Below are 19,103 nucleotides of genomic sequence, written 5' to 3'. Positions count from 1 at the left end.
TTTTTATGCAAGAAGGCATCTCTGCACAGCGGGGTCGGGGTACTCACGACGGTTATCCTGACCCCGGTGTCGTTGGGGAAAACATCATCCTTTAGGCTGGTCGTGTAGCAGCGAAAGGGTGATGACTCCATGAGTGTGCCTGACGTTCGAGACCGCCGTGACCTTGAACGCGGGGGAGATGCCGTAGCCGTTCATACGCATAGCGCGGCACGTCCTTCCAACGTCACATTAAAATTGATCATGGCCATTACGGGGACGATATTCGCGTTATTCGTCTTCGTCCATATGGTCGGAAACCTGAAGGCCTTTATGGGGCCAGGAGACTACAACGCTTACGCCGAGTTTCTCCGAACCGTGTTGTACCCGCTATTTCCCGTTGGTGGGGTTTTGTGGTGCTTCCGGATTGTTTTACTCGTGTGCTTAGTCTTGCATGTGTGGGCCGGCTTGACGATCTGGGTGAGGGGGCGACGAGCACGCGGCCGATTTTCCCGGCATAACATGAAAGCCCTGGGTTGGGGAGCCCGCACGATGGTGCTGTCAGGAATTGTCATCTTGGCTTTCGTCGTGGTGCATATCCTAGATCTAACCTTGGGCATGGGCGTACAGTCCTCATCTTTCCGGGCGCCAGCTAATGAGGGAACTCCCGACATCCACATCACCGCATACCAGAACCTCGTCGCCAGCCTGTCGCGTCCGTGGATGGCGATCTTTTACACCGTCGTCATGATCATCATTGGGCTGCACATCGCCCAGGGCGTACGCAACACCATCAATGATTTTGGTGGCACAGGACGCCGACTGCGTGCTATTTGGACGGTGATTGGTCTCCTTATCGCGCTGGCCATTGTGGTGTGCAACGGCGCACTTCCCATGCTCATACTTGCCGGGGTGATCTCATGAATAACTGGGTTGAGGCCGTCAAGAAGCCTCTCGAGATGATTACTGGGCGCCATGCGGGCGCCAGGCCCGAGGAGTCTGGCGCTGAGCTGGTGAAACCCGAGCAGCTCCAGCCCAGACGGGCTGAGCCGTCGTCAGTGGCGAGACGGGCTGCCAAAGGTTCCAAAGCCCGTGACATCCTTGGCCCGGCGCAGAAGAAGGCCGGCTACCTTGTTGGTGACGAACTGGACGGCAAAGCTCCCGAGGGGGACCCGCTCACCGCGTGGACCCGTCGTCAAAGCGAGTACAAGCTCGTCAATCCCGCGAACCGTCGCAAGATGAACGTCATCGTGGTGGGAACTGGCCTCTCTGGTTCCGGGGTTGCCGCAACTCTCGGCCAGCTCGGTTACCACGTTGACGCTTTTTGCTTCCACGACTCTCCGCGTCGAGCCCACTCAGTTGCTGCCCAGGGAGGTATCAACGCTGCACGTGCCCGCAAGGTCGACGGCGATTCCCTCAAGAGGTTCGTCAAGGACACTGTCAAAGGTGGTGATTACCGGGGCCGGGAGGCCGACGTTGTTCGACTCGGCACCGAATCGGTACGGGTTATTGACCATATGTACGCCATTGGCGCCCCGTTCGCCCGAGAATATGGCGGTCAGTTGGCTACCCGATCTTTCGGAGGCGTGCAGGTTTCGCGCACCTACTACACCCGCGGAGAGACCGGTCAGCAGCTCGAAGTAGCCTGCTCCCAGGCCCTCCATGCACAAATTGATGCCGGTTCGGTGACGATGCACAACCGCACCGAGATGCTTGACCTCATCGTTGCTGACGGCAAGGCTCAGGGCATCGTCACCCGTGACCTTCTCACCGGCGAGATCAAGGCATGGACGGCCCACGTCGTCATCCTATGCACCGGCGGATATGGATCGGTGTACCACTGGTCCACCTTGGCCAAAGGGTCCAACGCCACCGCGACATGGCGTGCTCACCGTCAAGGTGCATACTTCGCCAGCCCCTGCTTCGTGCAGTTCCACCCGACCGCGCTGCCCGTCAGTTCGCACTGGCAGTCCAAGACCACGCTCATGAGCGAGTCGTTGCGCAACGACGGCCGGATCTGGGTGCCCAAGAAAGCTGGTGATGATCGTCCAGCCAATGACATCCCGGAAGAGGAGCGCGACTACTATCTGGAGCGCAAGTACCCGGCCTTCGGAAACCTAACGCCGCGCGACGTCGCCTCCCGCAATGCTCGGACTCAGATCGAGAGTGGCCACGGAGTTGGCCCGCTTAAGAACTCGGTGTACCTGGACTTCCGTGATGCCATTGAGCGTCTAGGAAAGAAGACGATTGCCGAGCGCTACGGCAATCTGTTCGACATGTACCTCGACGCCACGGGGGAGAACCCCTACGAGGTGCCTATGCGCATCGCCCCAGGAGCCCATTTTACGATGGGCGGTCTGTGGGTTGACTACGACCAGATGAGTACCATCCCGGGTCTGTTCGTCGGTGGTGAGGCGTCAAACAACTACCACGGCGCGAACCGATTGGGGGCCAACTCCTTGCTGTCGGCCAGTGTCGATGGGTGGTTCACCCTGCCACTGACGGTGCCGAACTATTTGGCTGGGTTCGTCGGAAAGCCCGTGTTACCCCTGGACGCCCCCGAGGTCAGCGCAGCCATTGAGAGGGTGCAGAAGCGCACTGATGCCTTGCTCAACTGCGGCGGAACACACCGCCCGGAATGGTTCCACCGCAAGCTCGGCGACATCCTCTATGAGGGGTGCGGGGTCGCCCGCGACGAGGCCGGGCTGCTCGACGCCCTTACAAAGGCGCGCGAGCTGCGTGAGGAGTTCTGGCGTGACGTCAAGGTGGTCGGAACGGGAAACCGACTCAACCAGGAACTCGAGAAGGCCGGTCGAGTGGCCGACTTCATCGAGCTCGGCGAGGTCATGATTCTTGACGCCCTGGACCGCCGGGAATCGGCAGGTGCACACTTCCGTAACGAGTACGCCACCGAAGCCGGTGAAGCCAAACGTAATGACGATGACTGGTGTGCGGTTTCGGCATGGGAGACACGCCCTGATGGCACCAAGGTGCGGCATAGCGAACCGTTGTCGTTCTCGTTGATCGATCTGCAGGTGAGGGATTACCGATGAAGGTGGAACTGGATATTTGGCGTCAGAACGGCCCTGACGCCAAAGGACATTTTGAGCACCACGTTGTCGAAGATGCCGAGCCGGAGTGGAGCCTGCTGGAATTGCTCGACCGGCTCAACGATCAGATCGTCGAAAATGACGGTGATCCGATTGTTTTCGAGTCTGATTGTCGTGAGGGGGTGTGCGGGTGCTGTGGGTTCATGGTCAACGGCAAGCCCCATGGTCCGCTGCCGAATACTCCGGCGTGTCGTCAGCATTTGAGGGCATTCCCCCGTATCACCCACTTCAAAATTGAGCCATTCCGCTCGGCAGCCTTTCCGGTCATCCGTGACCTAGCCATCGACCGCACGAGCATGGACCACCTGATACAGGGCGGTGGAACGGTCGACGTTATGACGGGCACAGCCCCTGATGCAGATTCGGTGCCGCAGCCGCATGCCGAGGCCGAGCAAGCTCTCGACTTCGCATCGTGTATTGGATGCGGAGCGTGCGTGGCGGCTTGTCCAAATGGCGCGGCGATGCTTTTCGCCGGCGCGAAGCTGTCGCACCTGGCGATGATGCCGCAGGGGCGTCAGGAGCGTTCGAAGCGTGCGCGACGCATGATCAACGCCCTTGATGAGGAGTTTGGCCCGTGTTCCCTGTATGGCGAGTGCGTTGAGGCCTGCCCGGTGAGTATTCCGTTGGTAGCCGTCGCCCGGGTCAACCGGGAGCGTTGGCGTGCCGGATTCCGGGGAGCACGCAGTAAGGACAACTGAGCGTTTGGTCGCGCAGTGAAGGGCTGGTACCCGGAGGTCCCGGGTACCAGCCCTCGGCATGCAGTTGCGGGCGCAGTCGAAGTCCAGGCCAATGTCGAGAATCGGGGCGAAGTGGGTGATGTGGAGAGAAGGTTAAAGAAAACAAGCTCACGAGCTCAGCAGGTTCGCGCGGCGGTACGGCGAACCTGCAGACCGGTGAGAATCATCTGGGCCCCAAAACATGCTCCGACGCCTTCGCCAGCGCGCATCCGCAACTCCATGAGGGCTTCCAGGCCCAACTCAGCCAGCACAATTTGATGAACCTGTTCTCGTGATGCCTGCGAAGCGACGAGCCAGCCGTGGAGACCCGGCGAGAACTTGGTCGCGATGAGGGCTGCAACGCTGGTAGCCAGACCGTCAAGGATGAGTGGGGAGCCGGCCTCGGCGGCACCCAGGCACACCCCTGCCAGAACAGCGAACTCAGGGCCTCCCAAGGCGGCAAGAAGGCGCTCGGGGTCGTTGGGGTCGGTGTGAGTACGGGTCAGAGCAGCCTTGATGACCTCGGCCTTACGTTCCACCATGGCGGTATCGCTTCCAGCTCCCAAACCGACGGCCTCGTCGGGGTCCAACCCGGTCATAGCGCAGGCTAGGGTTGTGGCGATGGTGGTGTTACCGACCCCGACTTCGCCGAGACATACCAGTCCATCATGGGATGCTTCTGCCCCCAGGGCCTGCCCGTCACGCAGCAGAGCTTCTACCTGGACAGGGGTCATGGCGTCAGAGTGGTGGAGGTCGCCACGCTCTCCGCGGATGCGGACGGATCTGGCACCCTGTACCGGCTGAGCAACCCCGGCGTCGACGACAAGGTGGGACAGCCCGGCGGCAGTCGCGGTGGAAACGCCCAGCCCGGTTCCGGCGACAGAGGCTGCCATGACGTCGTGCGTCACCGAGGCCTTGAAGGCCGTGACGCCGAGGTGAGCGACGGGGTGGTCCGCTCCGACTAAGACAAGGGTGCCGCCGGTGATCTCGGTTCCACCCGCAGCCTCGACTCGGTCGAGGGTCTGGTCGAGCAGGCCAAGGGACCCGGGCGGGGTGAGGAGCTGGTCGGCGTCGTCGTGAGCGGCGACAACCTGGTAACGATTGGGGGAGTGCAGGGTCTGACGTAAGGCCGAAACGGGTGCCTCGGGCTGAGCACTATCGGCGGGCCAGCGGTCCGCCAAGGTGACGTCGCTGAGCGGCACACGACGCGACCAACCGCGTCTCTCAAGACCAGGAGCCGGCGGACGTTCGTCGGGCCACCCTAGGCATAGCCAACCCAGGGTCTCAACGTCGTTCGGAAGGTGAAGTAGCTCGGCCAGTTCTTCGGGCTGGAAGAGGGTCACCCACCCCATCCCCAGGCCGTGAGCTCGGGCAGTGAGCCACATATTCTCGATGGCGCAGGCGCAACTCCACATGTCGGCGTCGGTGAACGTGTTGCGTCCCAGTACCCCTGAGGCCGGTACTCGACGGTCACATGCGACAACGATGCCGACGGGGGCCTCGCGGATCCCTTCGAGCTGGAGGTCGAGGAGGTGGGCGCGCCGACCGGGGGTGAGGAGATCAGCCTGACGCAGTCGCTCTCGGTCGGCCATCACGGCAGCGCGATCACGAATGTCGGCGTCGCGCACCACGACGAACCGCCACGGCTGGCTATGGCCAACGCTCGGAGCGCGATGGCCGGCCCACAACACGGTGTTGACGAGTTCTTTGGGGACGTCATCGTGGCGGTAACGGCGGATGTCACGTCGAGTGTCGATCGCGATGTCCAACCCCTGTTGTACCTGGTCGCCCAGGGACCATCCGGTGGGGTCTGCGGCTCGGGTGGCAGAAGAAGTGGTGTCTCCGATTCGGGGAATAGGGCGGTCCCAGCGCCGACTGGTAGATGGGTTCTCGTCAGGGATGATCACAGCATGAGGGTAGTGCTCGGCCCGCAGCCGCCTGTGGCCGGGATGGTGTGGCAATGCGGGTTGTGATGTCTCGTTGTGCCACTGGCGCTGGCACGACGGTTTCTGCTGAACCGGAGTGCCACGCTTACCATGGGCTGGTGTTTTCCGATCCCCTCACCCTGATCGCGCCCTCTGGAGGCACCGTTTCGGTGGATACCCCGGTGGTGCTGGCCCCCATGGCCGGCGTTACCAATGCCGCATTCCGCCAGCTTTGTGCCGAGCAGGGTGCGGGCCTCTATGTCTGCGAAATGATCACGTCGCGTGGCCTGGTCTACGGGGACCACAAAACCCACGGCATGCTTGCCTTCGCCGAGTGTGAAGATGTCCGGTCCGTTCAGCTCTATGGCGTCGACCCGGGAATGGTGGGCGAGGCGACATCGATCCTGTGCGAGAAATACGGGGTCAATCACGTTGACCTTAATTTCGGCTGTCCAGTGCCCAAGGTCACCCGCAAGGGCGGTGGGGGAGTCCTGCCGTGGAAGCTCGACCGGTTCGCGGCCGTGGTTTCTGCGGCTGTCCAGGCCGGTGACGCCCATGGGGTTCCGGTCACCGTCAAGACTCGGATCGGCATCGACCCCGACCACATCACCTACATTGATTCAGCCCGGGCTGCGGTCGATTCCGGCGCCGCTGCGGTGTGTTTGCACGCTCGTACTGTCGCCGAGGCCTACGCTGGGCACTCCCACTGGGATGCCATTGGCGAGCTTGTCAAGACCGTCGATGTCCCCGTCATTGGAAACGGTGACATTTGGGAGGCCAGCGACGCAATGGCTATGGTCGGGCAAACGGGTTGTGCCGGCGTCGAGGTTGGTCGCGGTTGCCTCGGTCGCCCGTGGCTGTTCCGTGACTTGGCCGATGCCTTCGCCGGTCGTGACACCACCACCTTGCCGACCTTGGGTGAAGTGTGCGCCATGATCCGTCGCCATGCCGAACTGCTGGTGAAATATCAGGGAATGCATGGTCTGGTGGACATGCGCAAACATATGGCTTGGTATCTTAAGGGATTCCCCGTAGGTGGGGAAACCCGTCATGCCCTCGGTCAGATTTCCAGTTTCGACGAACTCGATTCCTTGCTGGCCGTCCTTGACCACGACGCCCCTTTCCCAGTTAAGGAGCTTGGCAAGGCCCGTGGCCGTCAGGGTGCCCCGCGGCGAAAGGTCGTCATGCCGCACGGATGGCTGGACACTCACACCCTTGACGACGATGATCTGTCCGCTGCTGAGATCGACGCTTCCGGGGGATGATCTCGCCTCGGGCTGGTCCCGCGACTCTGGTTAGGACAGTATAGGGACATGTCCGAAGTGGGAGAACGCGCTCGAGCCTGGGCTCTGACAATGGCCGGCCACCGTGGCTTTGACGACATTGTTCACGCCCATCCATTGGGTACCGCGCGGATCGACATCGGCGAGGTCGTTGGACGTGAAGCCCGCGAGGAGCGCGAGAACCTGCTACTGCGTCCAGGAGCTACTCGAGCTAAGGGTGCCGGCAATCGTGCTGTTGCCGAGGATCCAGATCCGGAGCGTACGTGTTTCGAGCGTGATCGGGATCGTATCGTCCATTCCACATCGTTCCGACGGCTGGCTGGCAAAACCCAGGTCGTCGTCCACCCCACTGATCACCAGCGCACTCGCCTCACCCATGCCCTCGAAGTGGCTCAGGTCGCACGGTCGATCGCGGCGGGGATCGGGGCGAATATCACCCTGGCCGACGCTATGGCTCTAGGCCACGACTGCGGTCACGGGCCGGGAGGGCACGCCTCCGAGCAGGCCTTTGACGCCTTTATCCCGGAAGGATTTGACCACGGTCCATGGGGAGCTGACGTCAGCTTGGCCAGCCTGAATTTATGTGCTGAAACTCTCGATGGCATTCGTAACCATTCCTGGTCGCGTCCGGCGCCAGGCACGGTGGAGGGAGAGGTGGTTTCCTTTGCCGACCGGATTGCCTACTGTGCTCACGACCTTGAAGATGCCATCAAAGCAGGGATTGTAACCGTTAAAGAATTGCCGCAGGTTGTTACCGAGGTGGCTGGAACAGATCGACGCACCCAGCTGTCGGTTTTCATCCGCTGTGTCATTGACACTACCTGTGCTACTGGTCGAGTCGGGATGGCCGCAGACGTTGCTGAGGCTCTGGCAGCGCTGAGAGCCTTTAATTATGAGCGGATTTATACGCGCCGTGAGTCACTCGGGCAAGCAGAGGCTGTCGTCGAGGTCTTGCACGGGCTGGTGGCTTATTACCAAGGCCATATAGACCAGGTGCCTACAGAGTTTCTTGAGACTGACGCTGACCGGATTCACCAGGTCGTCGCGTATGTGGGGGGAATGACGGATCAATTCGCTTTTTCCCATGCCGCCGAGCTGTTGGGATGGGACCGACGCCGTCTGCCTAGAGGTATGGGTAGGGGCTTTTGACAAGATGGCATGAATTTACTCACGGGTGAAGCTTGCCTGTGAGATCTTCAGGTAGCAGCTTGGCTCTTTTAACGAGTTCGTGAGCGACGATGACGGTTACCGCCTGGCCAGCCAGAATGCCGATGAGAACGAGGGCTTGTGCAGCACCTGCTTGCAGGGCTGAGCCGCCGCCTAAGAGCACGCCGACGAAGGCGCCCGGCAAGGTCACCAGGCCGACGGTCGCGGTGCGGTCGACAGTCGGCAGTACCGATTCGGTGACGCTGGGTTCGGTAACCAGCGCAATGGCGTCACGACGTGGAAAACCGACAGCTAGGCCCGCCTCGAAGATACCGATTCCCTCGCGCAAATCGGCGAAAAAACGACGGCAGGCCAAGGTGTGACCACTCATAATGTTGCCGATGATGATGCCAGCCACTGGGATCAGGGACGCCGGACTCAACGGGGCACAGCCAGTCGCAAAGATGATAAGAAGCACCGGAAGGACGCCGGCGATCATGGCTATTGCTGCCCACATCCATGCTGCAGAGACCCCCGAACGATTCGCAGTCGTATGCACAGCGATGGCGAACATGAGCACCGTGAATAGACATGCCGCCCACATATGGGCCAGAGCATAGACAAGGATGACGGAGACGATTCCGAGCTGCACCACTGCCCGCACAGAGGCGATAACGGAAGCCTTGGCGATACCCAGATGTCCAAGAAGGGAAGCAATGACGGCCAGTGCGACGAGCAGCATCATTGCTAACCCGAGCTGCCAAGTAGGGTTTACGGTCACGGCGGACAGTTTTGCACCATTCGGGTGCTCCGGCCACACATGGGTAGGATCGTAGGTATGGCTGGCCGGATCAACGAGGAGGACATCGCCCTGGTTCGGGAACGGGCCCGGATCGACGAAGTCGTTGGTGAGTACGTCACCTTGCGCCATGCCGGCGGCGACTCTCTGAAAGGCCTATGTCCCTTTCATGACGAGAAGACCCCCAGCTTCCAAGTGACACCCTCGCGCGGCCTGTTCTACTGTTTCGGCTGCGGTGAGGGTGGCGACACGATCTCTTTCGTTCAGAAGATCGACAACCTCACCTTCGTCGAGGCTGTTCAGCGTCTTGCCGACAAGGTTGGCGTCCAGCTACGCATCATCGACGATGGTCGTCCTGGCCTTGAGCCAGGCCTGCGGATGCAGATCCTCGCCGCCAATGAGGCAGCAGCGGAGTTCTTCCAGTCCCAGATGTCGACCGATGAGGGTCGTATCGCTCGGGAATTTGTCGCTGGAAGAGGTTTTTCCCCCGATGCTGCCGTGCAGTTCGGGATGGGTTACGCACCGCGCGATGGCCACGTGCTGCGCGACCACCTGATGGCGAAGGGCTTTGCTCCCAAAGTCCTCATTGAGTCAGGTCTGGTGCGCTCCCAAGGATGGGACTTTTTCCAGGGACGAGTGTTGTGGCCGATCAAAGACTCTGGCAAGTCCGTGCTCGGCTTCGGTGCTAGACGGGTCTACGACGATGACCGTCTGCCCGCCAAGTACGTCAATACCCCCGAAACTCCGGTCTACAAAAAATCACATGTCCTGTACGGACTGGACCTGGCCCGGGCCAACATCGGCAAGAAGAGCCAGGCCGTCATCGTCGAGGGGTACACCGACGTCATGGCAGCGCACCTGTCCGGCATAGATACTGCCGTCGCGGCCTGTGGCACTGCTTTTGGCGATGACCATGCTCGGCTCATTCAGCGCCTCATGGGTAACAGCGGATCTCTCAACGGAGAGGTCATCTTCACTTTTGACGGTGACGCTGCCGGCCAGAAGGCAGCCCTCAAGGTGTTTCGTGGCGATAACCAGTTCTCCTCTCAGACCTACGTCGCCGTCGAGCCCACTGGGCTAGATCCGTGCGACCTACTCATGCAACGCGGACCAGAAGCCGTTCGAGAGCTCGTAGCACGTCGAATCCCGCTGTATCGCTATGTCATGGAGAACACCGTTAACCAGTTCGACCTTGACCGTGCGGACGGCCGTGTTGCCGCTATTAGGGCAGCAGCCCCTCTAGTTACCAGCATTCGCGACCAGTCCTTAGTGGACGGCTATCTGCGTGAACTCTCCCAAGTGGTAGGTACTGATGTTGACCTGGTACGTCGAGAGGTCTCGCGTGCCCGAAGGCAGCATCGTTCTGAGCCGCAGTTGACCATCGTTCCCCCTCCTAAATCGGAGCAAGGTTCGGGGATTCCGTGGCCGGATCCGGCTGATGTTTCCTTGTCAGCGGAAAGAGGATTCCTCAAACTTGCTCTGCAACATCCCGACCTCTTTAACGAAGAATGGGACCAGGTCGAGGTCGAGGATTTGCGCCATCCGGCCTACCAAGCCGTGTTCGAGGCTGTGCTGGCTGTGCCGCGTGGCCAGGACAGATGGACGGAGAAAGTTAGTGAGGCGACCCCGGATCCGCAAGTGAAGCAACTTGAAGTGGCCTTGTTGGTGGAGCCGGTGTTGCGCGAAGAGCCTGACCGGGATTACGCAGAGGCGTACGCGGCTCGGGTGCGGCTATTGTCAATTACCGACGATATCGCCAACCTGAAATCGCGCCTGCAACGCACGAACCCGAACCAGGACCGCAAGCTCTACAACGCCATGTTCTCTGATCTGGTAACCCTTGAGGCGCTACGCAAGAGTCTTATTGTGGCGGGCGGAGCTGCCTCAGCCTGACGTGGCATCTGTGGACAACTTTTTCTGTGTCCACAGATTGTCTATGAGAGGTTCCATCATGGTCCAATGCGCGTCATTGTCGGACCATGAGATACACGGATTTCATCGACGGCGTCGGAATCTTGGATCCTGCGGAGGAGCGCGATCTGTTTCGCAGGCTCGATGCTGGTGCCATTGCCGATGCTATTCTCGCTGGGCGCTTCCTGGCAGCAGTCCCGGTCAGTGAGGCAGAGCTGCGTAGGATCTCCGACGACGGAGTGGGCGCCAGACAAACGCTGTGGCGTCAAATGTTGGCGATCGTTTTGACCCATGCTCGTCAGGCGGCTGTGTCCTACCGGTGCAGCGTCGAGGACCTCATCCAAGCCGGCTGCGTCGGATTGGGAGAGGCTATCGAGAGGTACGACGTACGTCGCGGAGCACGGTTTTCTACCGTTGCCTGGACGTGGATTCGTCGTCGCATCGGTGAAGAGGTTGTCCGATTAAGCGGGGCCAGATCGCGGTCAGTGATGCGAGAGGCGGCAGAGGTTGCTCGTATCGAAGAGGAACTGACGGCACGCTGGCACAGTGTGCCCAGTAGCGATGCGATTGCGGCGCAGATGGGCAAGGACGTTATGTGGGTGGAGAAGAGGAGGGTCGAACGTTGGGAGGTAGAAACCAGTTTTTTCGAGCAGGTGGCTGTTGTTCAGAAAAGTTGCGACGATCCCGAGTCTGGGCTCATTGGCCTGCTGACAGGTCAGGAGAGACGCATCGTGGAGCTGAGGCACGGTTTTGAAGGTGAGCCTATGACGATCACTGCAGTTGCCCATGAGTTAGGACTATCGGCGTCGAACGTCAGACGCATCGAGCAGCGAGCTCTCGGACGGCTGAGGCGTCATCTGCAGCAGGTCGTGGCTGCGTGACAGGATGGAGGGCATGTGGTGGATGAAGGGACCAAGTGCTGACGAGATGGCCCGACTGCGAGCGGTTCTCGGGTTTAACGACGTCAAGGTGCTCGCTCACGGGTGGGGCGACGGGGCTATCGTTATCGCCGTGACCGAGGGATTGGTCGTGCTCACCGACGAGGTTGACTCGGCGGTGGCGTGGCACGAGATCGTTCGCGGCAGGTGGAATGGTGAAACGTCGACTCTCAGCTGGGAGTTCCTGGATGGGTCCGGCGCTTCAGTGGTATTGAGCAAACCGGGCAAGATCCCCGAAGTGTTCCGAGCCAAGATTACCGAGTCCATTGCAGCGACGAGAACAGTGCCTGTGCACGGTGGGAATGTCCTCATTGCGGGCCGTATTCCGGCTGGATGCCTGGCCGATGCCGATGGAGCCATTACCTGGACGGCGGTGGCAAGAGACTCGGCTGACTTCAACGATCCTGAGACGCGTCAGGCAGTTATGGAGGCAACTGATTCCCTGAAGAACGAGTGGGGATGACGTGATGCGGTGCAGTGGTATGAGGGGGCTCAGGGCTGTGCACATGGCGTGATTTGTTTTCGTACGAGCGATGCTGCTAGTGTTTCATCTCGCGCTAGGGCGCTGATCCCCTGTAGCTCAATTGGCAGAGCATCTGACTGTTAATCAGAGGGTTACTGGTTCGAGTCCAGTCGGGGGAGCTTTTTGAAGTGATTTCCCGCTGAAATTAAGTCGGGCAGTGGCCTGAGAGCTAATAACTCGATACCGCGTGTCAGCCAGATAGGGCCAAACACTCCTCGATGCGACTACAATCGATGGACCGCGCCCCTGACACTCCCACGGTCAGATTAGCCGCTTTGCGAGCTGACGGTACTGCTCCACTTTGGTCTGCACGTTGTCGATGTAACTGATGAGCATCAACTCGTCGACGTGGTGAGCATCCTGAAAGGCGGTGAGTTTGTCGGCCACCTCGTCGTAATCCCCAACGAAAATCGTGTCCTCGTTCGATAGGACGTAGCTCGTCAGCAGCGAACGGGTCTCTGCGTCCATCTGAGAGGCCGTGACAAAGGTTACCGGCCGCCCCGTCCCCAGACTCACCCGGAAGTTCGCCGCCATGAGCGACTGCTCCAAGGCCTCCGGACGCGTCGGAGCAGCCGATACACACACTGCCGAGAGGGTCCTGCCGGGGAAGCCGTCGGACAGGTGCGCGCGGTAGTGATCCATGATCCCGGTGTCCTGGCGCCCGGTGAAAAACTGGGCGTAGGCGTAGTCCATACCCTGCTCACCAGCCCACGCTGCTGACTGGCCCGACGATCCCAGCAGCCACGTCTGTGGCTGGATCTGACCTGCCGGGGTCACGACGACCTTTGCGTACGGATGCTTCGACGGTAGCATTTCGCGCACGAACCCTACCGTTTCGGCGATGAGGGAATTAATGGCCTCAGGGCGGATGACCTGCCCCTGATTGAGAGCATGGGCGGAGAGCATGTCACCGCCGGGAGCCCGGCCCAGCCCCATGTCGATACGATCACCGAAGAGCGCTGTGAGGGTCGAAAACCGTTCCGCTATTTGCAGCGACCCGTAGTGCATGGCCATCACCCCACCAGACCCAAGCCGGATCGACTGCGTTGCCGTCGCAATGCGCGCCATGAGCAGATCTGGTGCACTCGACAGGAAGTGATCGATGTTGTGGTGCTCGGCCAGCCAAAACCGATGGAAACCGATTTCCTCAAGTTTTTGTGCCAAGGTGACGGTCTCGTCAAGGGTTTGGGTGACGTCATGTCCGACAAACAGCGGAATTTGCTCCAAGGCGCTCAGTTTCAACGGTCTCGTCCTTTCTCATCCAGTGGTACAGCTATGTGCCCTCACTGGCCTTCTAGCTCGGTGAGGAAGTCGTCTGCCCAGACATCGATCGTCTTGTCGAAGACTTGACGACGCATGGAACGCATCTTGCGGGCTTTGATCTTGGGGGAGTCCGTGAGCGCTTTCATGATGGTGGCCTTCATACCGTCAATGTCATACGGGTTCACCATGTAGGCCTGCTTGAGCTCACGGGCCGCACCAGCGAACTCGGAAAGTACCAGCGCGGAGTCGTCGTTCGAGCGGCAGGCAATGTACTCCTTGGCGACCAGGTTCATGCCGTCACGTACCGGGGTGACGAGCATAAGATCAGCCATCTGGTACATCGCTGCTAGCACTTCACGCGGAACTGACTCATTGCGGTAGACCAGCGCGCGGTTGGCGATCGACCCGACCTTCGAATTGATCTGGCCGACGAGCAGGTTGATGTCGTCGCGCAGGATCTTGTATTCCTCGACGCGTTCCCGTGACGGGGTGGCTAGCTGTAGGAAGACGACCTCGTGGGGATCGAGCTTGCCCTCTTTGAACAGCTCTCCGACGGCACGGATACGTTGACGAAGACCCTTGGTGTAGTCGAGACGGTCGACGCCGAAGATGATCGTCCCTGGGTGACCTAGGTCCTCGCGAAGCTTGGCAGCTTCGGCCTTGACTTTCTCTGAGGTGGCCAGTTCATGGAAACCACGTGAGTCGATCGAGATCGGGAAGTCACGGATGACGACGGTGCGGCCATCCGGGGTATGAGCGCGACCACGAGCGGCAGTGACCCCCGGGCGGTGCCTTGCCAACCGCTGGAAATTGGCAGCAGCTCCGGGAGTCTGGAACCCGATGAGGTCAGCTCCCAGCAAGCCCTCGACGAGCTCTTCGCGCCACGGCAGACGGCTGTAAAGCTCAATCGGCGGGAACGGAATGTGAAGGAAGAATCCAATGCGCAGATCTGGTCGCATCTCACGCAGGTACTTCGGTACGAGGTTGAGCTGGTAATCCTGCACCCACACGGTGGCGCCCTCTGCAGCCTGTTCAGCAGCTTGCTCGGCAAACCTCGTGTTGACGTTCTGGAATGCGTCCCACCACTCACGGTGGAAGACCGGTTCGACAATGCAGTCGTGGTACAGCGGCCACAGGGTCGCGTTAGAGAACCCCTCGTAGTACTCCTCGACCTCCTGGGCGCTCAGTGGTACCGGGTGGATGTCATAACCGTCATGGTGGAAGGGTTTGACGACTTCGTCAGGCGCGCCATGCCATCCGATCCATGCGCCGCCCTTGTGTTGCATGACAGGCTCCAAAGCGGTGACGAGGCCGCCGGGGGAGGACTTCCAACTCACGCTGCCGTCGTCGTCGACCTTGCGGTCTACGGGTAAGCGGTTTGCAATGACAAGGAAGTCGACCTTGTCCTGGACGGTCTCCGACATCTTTGATCACACCTCTCATGGCGGTCATGCTGTGCAGCAAGGCCACTTTCACGCTACCAACCGTTGGTTCCCATTCGAGGTTGTTCTTTGCTATTTGGCGGCTCGGACCCACCATGAGTCTGGTATGTGTGACGATTGCCTCATGACGGACCGTCCTGTACCAGCCGATAAGTCGTGGACCGCTTTGACCGATGCCGGGAGGGGAATCCTGGACGCTGTGGCGACTGCTCCGGCCACCGTTGTGCTCGCATTGGACTTTGATGGGACCTTGGCTCCCATCGTTGACGACCCCGCTTTCTCGATGATGGCACAGGGGTCCCGGGAGGCGATGTCCCGCATGGACGGCAAGTTAGCCGCGATGGCCATCGTCACCGGACGAGAAGTTGCGGCAGTGCGACGTATGACGGCCGTCGACCAGCAACCAGGCTTGGAGCACTTGGTGGTACTCGGACAGTACGGAGTGGAGCGGTACGACGCTGCTTCTGGTGCCGTCCGAGATCCGGAAGTTCCCGAAGCGGTGCGCCTTGCCAAGAGGCGTCTTGAAGAGCTTGCGGAGGAGCTCGGCCGGGAGGATCCGCGAGATAAGGGTTGTTGGATCGAGGACAAAGGGCGCGCCGTCGCACTGCACACCCGGCGAGCCTCCGACCCGACTCATGCCCTGGCTACCGCCGTGCCGAGGGTGCGTGAGATCGCCACCGACCTGGACCTGCACTGTGAAGATGGGCGCAATATCATCGAGGTGAAATCGGCCGCCACGACGAAGGCTCAGGCCTTGCGCGAGCTCATTGACGAGGTCGAGCCGCAGATTCTTATCATGTGCGGTGATGATTTGGGTGATGTCCCTGCTCTCGAAGTGGTAGCCGAGTGGATCAATGCGGGGCACCCTGGTGCCCGCGTGGTCAGTTTTTCCGGAGAGCAGCCATTAATGGCTGACTACGCCGATGTCATCTGTGATCAGACCGAGGGGATCTCAGCCTTTCTGAGAGACCTCGCAGATCGCGCCTGTGTCGAAATATGATATGTAATCTCGTAATATAAGACAAATCCGGCATTTTCTTGAAAGGTCAGGGCAGCTGTGCTTGCATGCTTTCTGACGCCATTGATGACTGACGCCGCACGGGGTAGCTCGAAAGCCGATAAATGTTGCGGTTCGGTCGATGGTCGTGGCTAATTGGCGGAAAGGTGGAATGGTGAGCACACACCGTGTCTGGAGTAATCGTGCCGGTCAATCGGTTATGACCTCCGCCATGAAGATGTGTTTGTGTTGGTGTTGTTGCTGATTTAGACAGCATGACGAGCATGAGCGGCTCCGTGGATGCATATCGCTTTCGTGCCTGAGAGGTGCGCATCATGATCCATGACATTCGGTGAATTCGTAGTCAAGGTGACCCCTGTGTTGGAGTCGTCGAAACGTTGTGAATGGAATTCGCCATGACCCTTACCGGCCATCTTGTTGGAAAGAGGTGATGCCGGCTGGGAAATTACCGCCGAAAAGACATGACCCCACACCTACGCACACCAGCAATTTCAATCACCAGATAGTCAATCGAAAGGACTTATCACCATGGCGAAGATCGCTAACGACATTACCGAGCTCATCGGCAATACCCCGCTGGTCAAGATCAACAAACTGTTCCCGGACTCCCAGGCCACCGTATTGGCCAAGCTCGAGTTCTACAACCCGGCCTCGAGCGTCAAGGACCGTATCGCTAAGTCGATCATTGACGCGGCTGAGGCTTCCGGCCAGCTCAATCCGGGAGGCACGATTGTTGAAGCCACGTCCGGTAATACAGGTGTCGGTCTGGCTCTGGTTGGCGCGGCTCGCGGCTACAAGGTCATCATCACGATGCCCGAGACAATGTCGAAGGAGCGCCGCGCCATCATCCGTCTGCTGGGTGCCGAGCTGGTGCTCACCCCAGGCGCTGACGGCGTGCCAGGAGCCAACAGCAAGGCTGCCGAGATCGTCGAGAACACCCCCGGTGCCATCCTGGCCAGCCAGTTCGACAACCCCGCTAATCCCGCGATCCACCATGATCGCACTGGTGAGGAGATCTGGAACGATACCGAGGGCGAGGTCGACGCCATCGTCGCCGGTATCGGTACCGGCGGCACCATCTCTGGCGCTGGCAAGTACCTCAAGGAGAAGGATCCCGAGATCAAGATCTTCGGTGCCGAGCCCGCCGAGTCCCCCGTCATTACTAAGGGTGACAAGGCCCCGCACAAGATCCAGGGCTGGGGCCCGGGCTTTGTCCCGGATAACCTCGACAAGTCCGTCGTTGACGAGATCCTGCTGGTTCCCGGTGATGAGGCCATCGCCTTCGCCCGTCGCGCTGCCGCAGAAGAGGGCATTATCACGGGTATCTCCGGTGGCGGGGCCCTGCAAGCTGCCGGTCAGGTAGTCACCCGTCCAGAGTTCGCTGGAAAGACGATCGTCGTCGTTATCGCTGACACCGGTGAGCGCTACCTGTCGACCGCTCTCTTCGACAGCCTCCTCGATTGAGGACACATTCGTTGGGTATCTGACCGGCATCGTTTGGGGTGCCGGCTACCGCATGACCCTGTTACGACGATGTGCGGCCATGCGCGGTTACGACACCGGCGATGATCTTCAGCGCGGAAGCAAGGGTCGCGTCGTTGTGGCTGCCGAAACCGAGGACGATCCCTGCCACTCCGGCGTCGCTAGATCCCCAGTATGCTGACAATGGTGTGACGCCGACTCCCTCCTGCCGACATCGCTGGACGACGTCATCCTCGGACCCATCAAATACCAGGACAGCGTGCAGCCCGCCGTCGATCGGTTGCAGGGTTGTCCCCGGTAACGATCCCAAGGTGTCGATGACGGTGCGGCGTCGACGTCGGTAGACCTGACGCATTCGTTGGGTGCGCCGGCGCAGCGCCCCAGTGGAGAGGTAATCCGCCACGGCTTCTTGGACAATGGCTGGAACGGGTTGGCCGGTAGCTCGACGCTGCCGAGCGAACGAATGGACGAGAGCGGCAGGTACGACAAGATAGCCACACCCGAGCGCTGGGGTGAGCACGGAGGAGAAGGTTCCTAACAGGATGGTGTGCTCTTCGTCTAGAGAGGCCAGGGCTGGCAGAGGCACGCCTACATGACGCAGTTCAGAATCGAAGTCGTCTTCAACAATCCAGCATGAGGCCATCTCCGCCCACTCGATGACGGCTGCTCGGCGGCTTGCTGACAGTGACCCGCCCCACGGGTACTGGTGGCTTGGGGTGATGAGCACAGCGTCTAGGCGCTTCCTATCACGTCCGGTGGGGAGGCTGGCAGGGTCCAGACCTTGGTCGTCGGTCGTCAGCCCAGCGATCCGATGTCCGAGGGCCGTCGGTACCCTCCTCAGGCTGGGGTATCCCGGGCTTTCCACACCGATCGTCAGGCGGCGGGACCCATCACACAGCACCTGGATGAGCTCTGCCAGCCCTGCTCGGGCGCCTCCAGTGACGACGACCTGACGCGGATCGGCCAGTAAGCTGCGCATCTGACGCAGATGTTCGGCAATCTCGTGGCGCAGGTGCGGTGAACCCAGCGGGTCGGTGATACGGGACGGGTTGACGCAACTTCGATGCCAAGCCGAGCGCCATGCCGAGTTCGCCAGTCCAGCGGTGTCCGGGACTCCAGGGGTGAGGTCGATTCCCCGATGGCGTTGAGGTCGGGGGACCGATGCCGTGGTGGCAGAGCGACGATGAACGCCACGCAGGTCGGGATTGATCTGGGTCCCTGAGCCGGCGGCGGCCACGAGATAGCCCTCCGCTTCAAGCTGTTCGTAGGAGGCGACGACGGTCCCCCGTGACACCCTGAGTTGTGCTGACAGGACTCGGGTGCTTGGTAGGTGATCCCCGGGAGCGAGTACGCCGTCCATAATGAGTCCACGCACTTCTTCGCAGATCCGGACCGGTAACGGACGCGGATCGTCAGGCAGATGTAGCGGCAGGTCGACGACGAGGTCTGGTCTCATGACGGTGGACCGAAAAGTGGTCTAACGAAAGTGGTCATATATGGATCTTGTCATGAACCACAATCGTGGATTTCATGGGGTCCATGAGTGAACACATCCCTGCAACGAATAGCAC

Annotated in this window: 16 protein-coding genes and 1 tRNA gene; 11 read left to right on the top strand and 6 right to left on the bottom strand. The window is 60.4% G+C overall.

What is annotated here, in order from left to right:
• Nucleotides 1–135: 135 nt before the first annotated feature.
• From LRP59_RS06800 to LRP59_RS06790, 3 genes are read left to right on the top strand one after another with little or no spacing between them, the layout of a single operon-like run.
• Nucleotides 136–900, top strand: a complete 765-nt coding sequence (locus LRP59_RS06800) for a succinate dehydrogenase cytochrome b subunit (RefSeq protein WP_306403105.1) — start codon at nt 136–138, stop codon at nt 898–900.
• A complete protein-coding gene (locus LRP59_RS06795) occupies nt 897–3,029 on the top strand; it encodes a fumarate reductase/succinate dehydrogenase flavoprotein subunit (protein ID WP_002513770.1) in 2,133 nt (710 codons plus the stop codon). The genes LRP59_RS06800 and LRP59_RS06795 overlap by 4 nt, the downstream gene beginning before the upstream one ends.
• Complete coding sequence (locus LRP59_RS06790; protein WP_002521744.1) at nt 3,026–3,784, top strand: succinate dehydrogenase/fumarate reductase iron-sulfur subunit; 759 nt, start codon at nt 3,026–3,028, stop codon at nt 3,782–3,784. The genes LRP59_RS06795 and LRP59_RS06790 overlap by 4 nt, the downstream gene beginning before the upstream one ends.
• A gap of 155 nt (nt 3,785–3,939) precedes the next feature.
• Here LRP59_RS06790 and bluB read toward each other — a convergent pair whose 3' ends face one another.
• Nucleotides 3,940–5,709 carry a 5,6-dimethylbenzimidazole synthase gene (gene bluB, locus LRP59_RS06785; RefSeq protein WP_002513768.1) on the bottom strand — a complete coding sequence of 590 codons (1,770 nt, stop codon included), beginning with the start codon at nt 5,707–5,709 and terminating at the stop codon, nt 3,940–3,942.
• A 53-nt stretch (nt 5,710–5,762) separates the two neighbouring features.
• On the opposite strand from bluB, the gene dusB reads away from it, so the two are divergent.
• Nucleotides 5,763–6,992 carry a tRNA dihydrouridine synthase DusB gene (gene dusB / locus LRP59_RS06780; protein WP_002521742.1) on the top strand — a complete coding sequence of 410 codons (1,230 nt, stop codon included), beginning with the start codon at nt 5,763–5,765 and terminating at the stop codon, nt 6,990–6,992.
• 48 nt (nt 6,993–7,040) lie between these two features.
• On the top strand, nt 7,041–8,159 hold the full coding sequence (locus LRP59_RS06775) for an HD domain-containing protein (protein WP_002513766.1): 1,119 nt from the start codon (nt 7,041–7,043) through the stop codon (nt 8,157–8,159).
• A gap of 19 nt (nt 8,160–8,178) precedes the next feature.
• On the opposite strand, the gene LRP59_RS06770 is transcribed toward LRP59_RS06775, so the two are convergent.
• The gene (locus LRP59_RS06770; RefSeq protein ID WP_370531082.1) at nt 8,179–8,937 is read right to left on the bottom strand and encodes an ABC transporter permease; all 759 of its coding nucleotides are present in this window, start codon (nt 8,935–8,937) and stop codon (nt 8,179–8,181) included.
• Between the two features lie 39 nt (nt 8,938–8,976).
• On the opposite strand from LRP59_RS06770, the gene dnaG reads away from it, so the two are divergent.
• From dnaG to LRP59_RS06750, 4 genes are all read left to right on the top strand, one after another.
• Nucleotides 8,977–10,848: a DNA primase gene (gene dnaG / locus LRP59_RS06765; protein ID WP_002521739.1), complete on the top strand. Its 1,872-nt coding sequence runs from the start codon at nt 8,977–8,979 to the stop codon at nt 10,846–10,848.
• Between the two features lie 86 nt (nt 10,849–10,934).
• Nucleotides 10,935–11,747 (top strand): sigma-70 family RNA polymerase sigma factor, encoded by an 813-nt coding sequence (locus LRP59_RS06760; protein ID WP_002513763.1) that lies wholly within the window; start codon nt 10,935–10,937, stop codon nt 11,745–11,747.
• A gap of 4 nt (nt 11,748–11,751) precedes the next feature.
• A complete protein-coding gene (locus LRP59_RS06755; protein WP_002521738.1) occupies nt 11,752–12,267 on the top strand; it encodes a hypothetical protein in 516 nt (171 codons plus the stop codon).
• Nucleotides 12,268–12,373: 106 nt separating this feature from the next.
• Nucleotides 12,374–12,446 (top strand) — tRNA-Asn (locus LRP59_RS06750).
• Between the two features lie 142 nt (nt 12,447–12,588).
• Here LRP59_RS06750 and LRP59_RS06745 read toward each other — a convergent pair.
• Both LRP59_RS06745 and LRP59_RS06740 read right to left on the bottom strand, forming a co-directional pair.
• Nucleotides 12,589–13,569, bottom strand: coding sequence for an MsnO8 family LLM class oxidoreductase (locus LRP59_RS06745; protein ID WP_002513761.1), 981 nt, complete (start codon nt 13,567–13,569; stop codon nt 12,589–12,591).
• Nucleotides 13,570–13,610: 41 nt separating this feature from the next.
• The gene (locus LRP59_RS06740) at nt 13,611–15,014 is read right to left on the bottom strand and encodes a trehalose-6-phosphate synthase (RefSeq protein ID WP_002513760.1); all 1,404 of its coding nucleotides are present in this window, start codon (nt 15,012–15,014) and stop codon (nt 13,611–13,613) included.
• A 124-nt stretch (nt 15,015–15,138) separates the two neighbouring features.
• Between LRP59_RS06740 and otsB the strand changes: the two genes are divergently transcribed.
• Nucleotides 15,139–16,032, top strand: coding sequence for a trehalose-phosphatase (gene otsB / locus LRP59_RS06735; RefSeq protein WP_148378322.1), 894 nt, complete (start codon nt 15,139–15,141; stop codon nt 16,030–16,032).
• A gap of 46 nt (nt 16,033–16,078) precedes the next feature.
• Here otsB and LRP59_RS06730 read toward each other — a convergent pair whose 3' ends face one another.
• Nucleotides 16,079–16,315, bottom strand: coding sequence for a kinetochore protein (locus tag LRP59_RS06730; RefSeq protein ID WP_074025721.1), 237 nt, complete (start codon nt 16,313–16,315; stop codon nt 16,079–16,081).
• Between the two features lie 263 nt (nt 16,316–16,578).
• On the opposite strand from LRP59_RS06730, the gene cysK reads away from it, so the two are divergent.
• Nucleotides 16,579–17,514 carry a cysteine synthase A gene (gene cysK, locus LRP59_RS06725; RefSeq protein ID WP_002513757.1) on the top strand — a complete coding sequence of 312 codons (936 nt, stop codon included), beginning with the start codon at nt 16,579–16,581 and terminating at the stop codon, nt 17,512–17,514.
• Between the two features lie 61 nt (nt 17,515–17,575).
• On the opposite strand, the gene LRP59_RS06720 is transcribed toward cysK, so the two are convergent.
• Complete coding sequence (locus LRP59_RS06720) at nt 17,576–18,988, bottom strand: PLP-dependent aminotransferase family protein (RefSeq protein WP_002513756.1); 1,413 nt, start codon at nt 18,986–18,988, stop codon at nt 17,576–17,578.
• Between the last annotated feature and the right edge of the window lie 115 nt (nt 18,989–19,103).

Source organism: Cutibacterium sp. 37298, from assembly GCF_023838685.1.
In the GTDB taxonomy this organism is placed as follows: Bacteria; Actinomycetota; Actinomycetes; order Propionibacteriales; family Propionibacteriaceae; genus Cutibacterium; species Cutibacterium acnes.
This window is presented reverse-complemented; position numbering and strand designations above follow the sequence as displayed.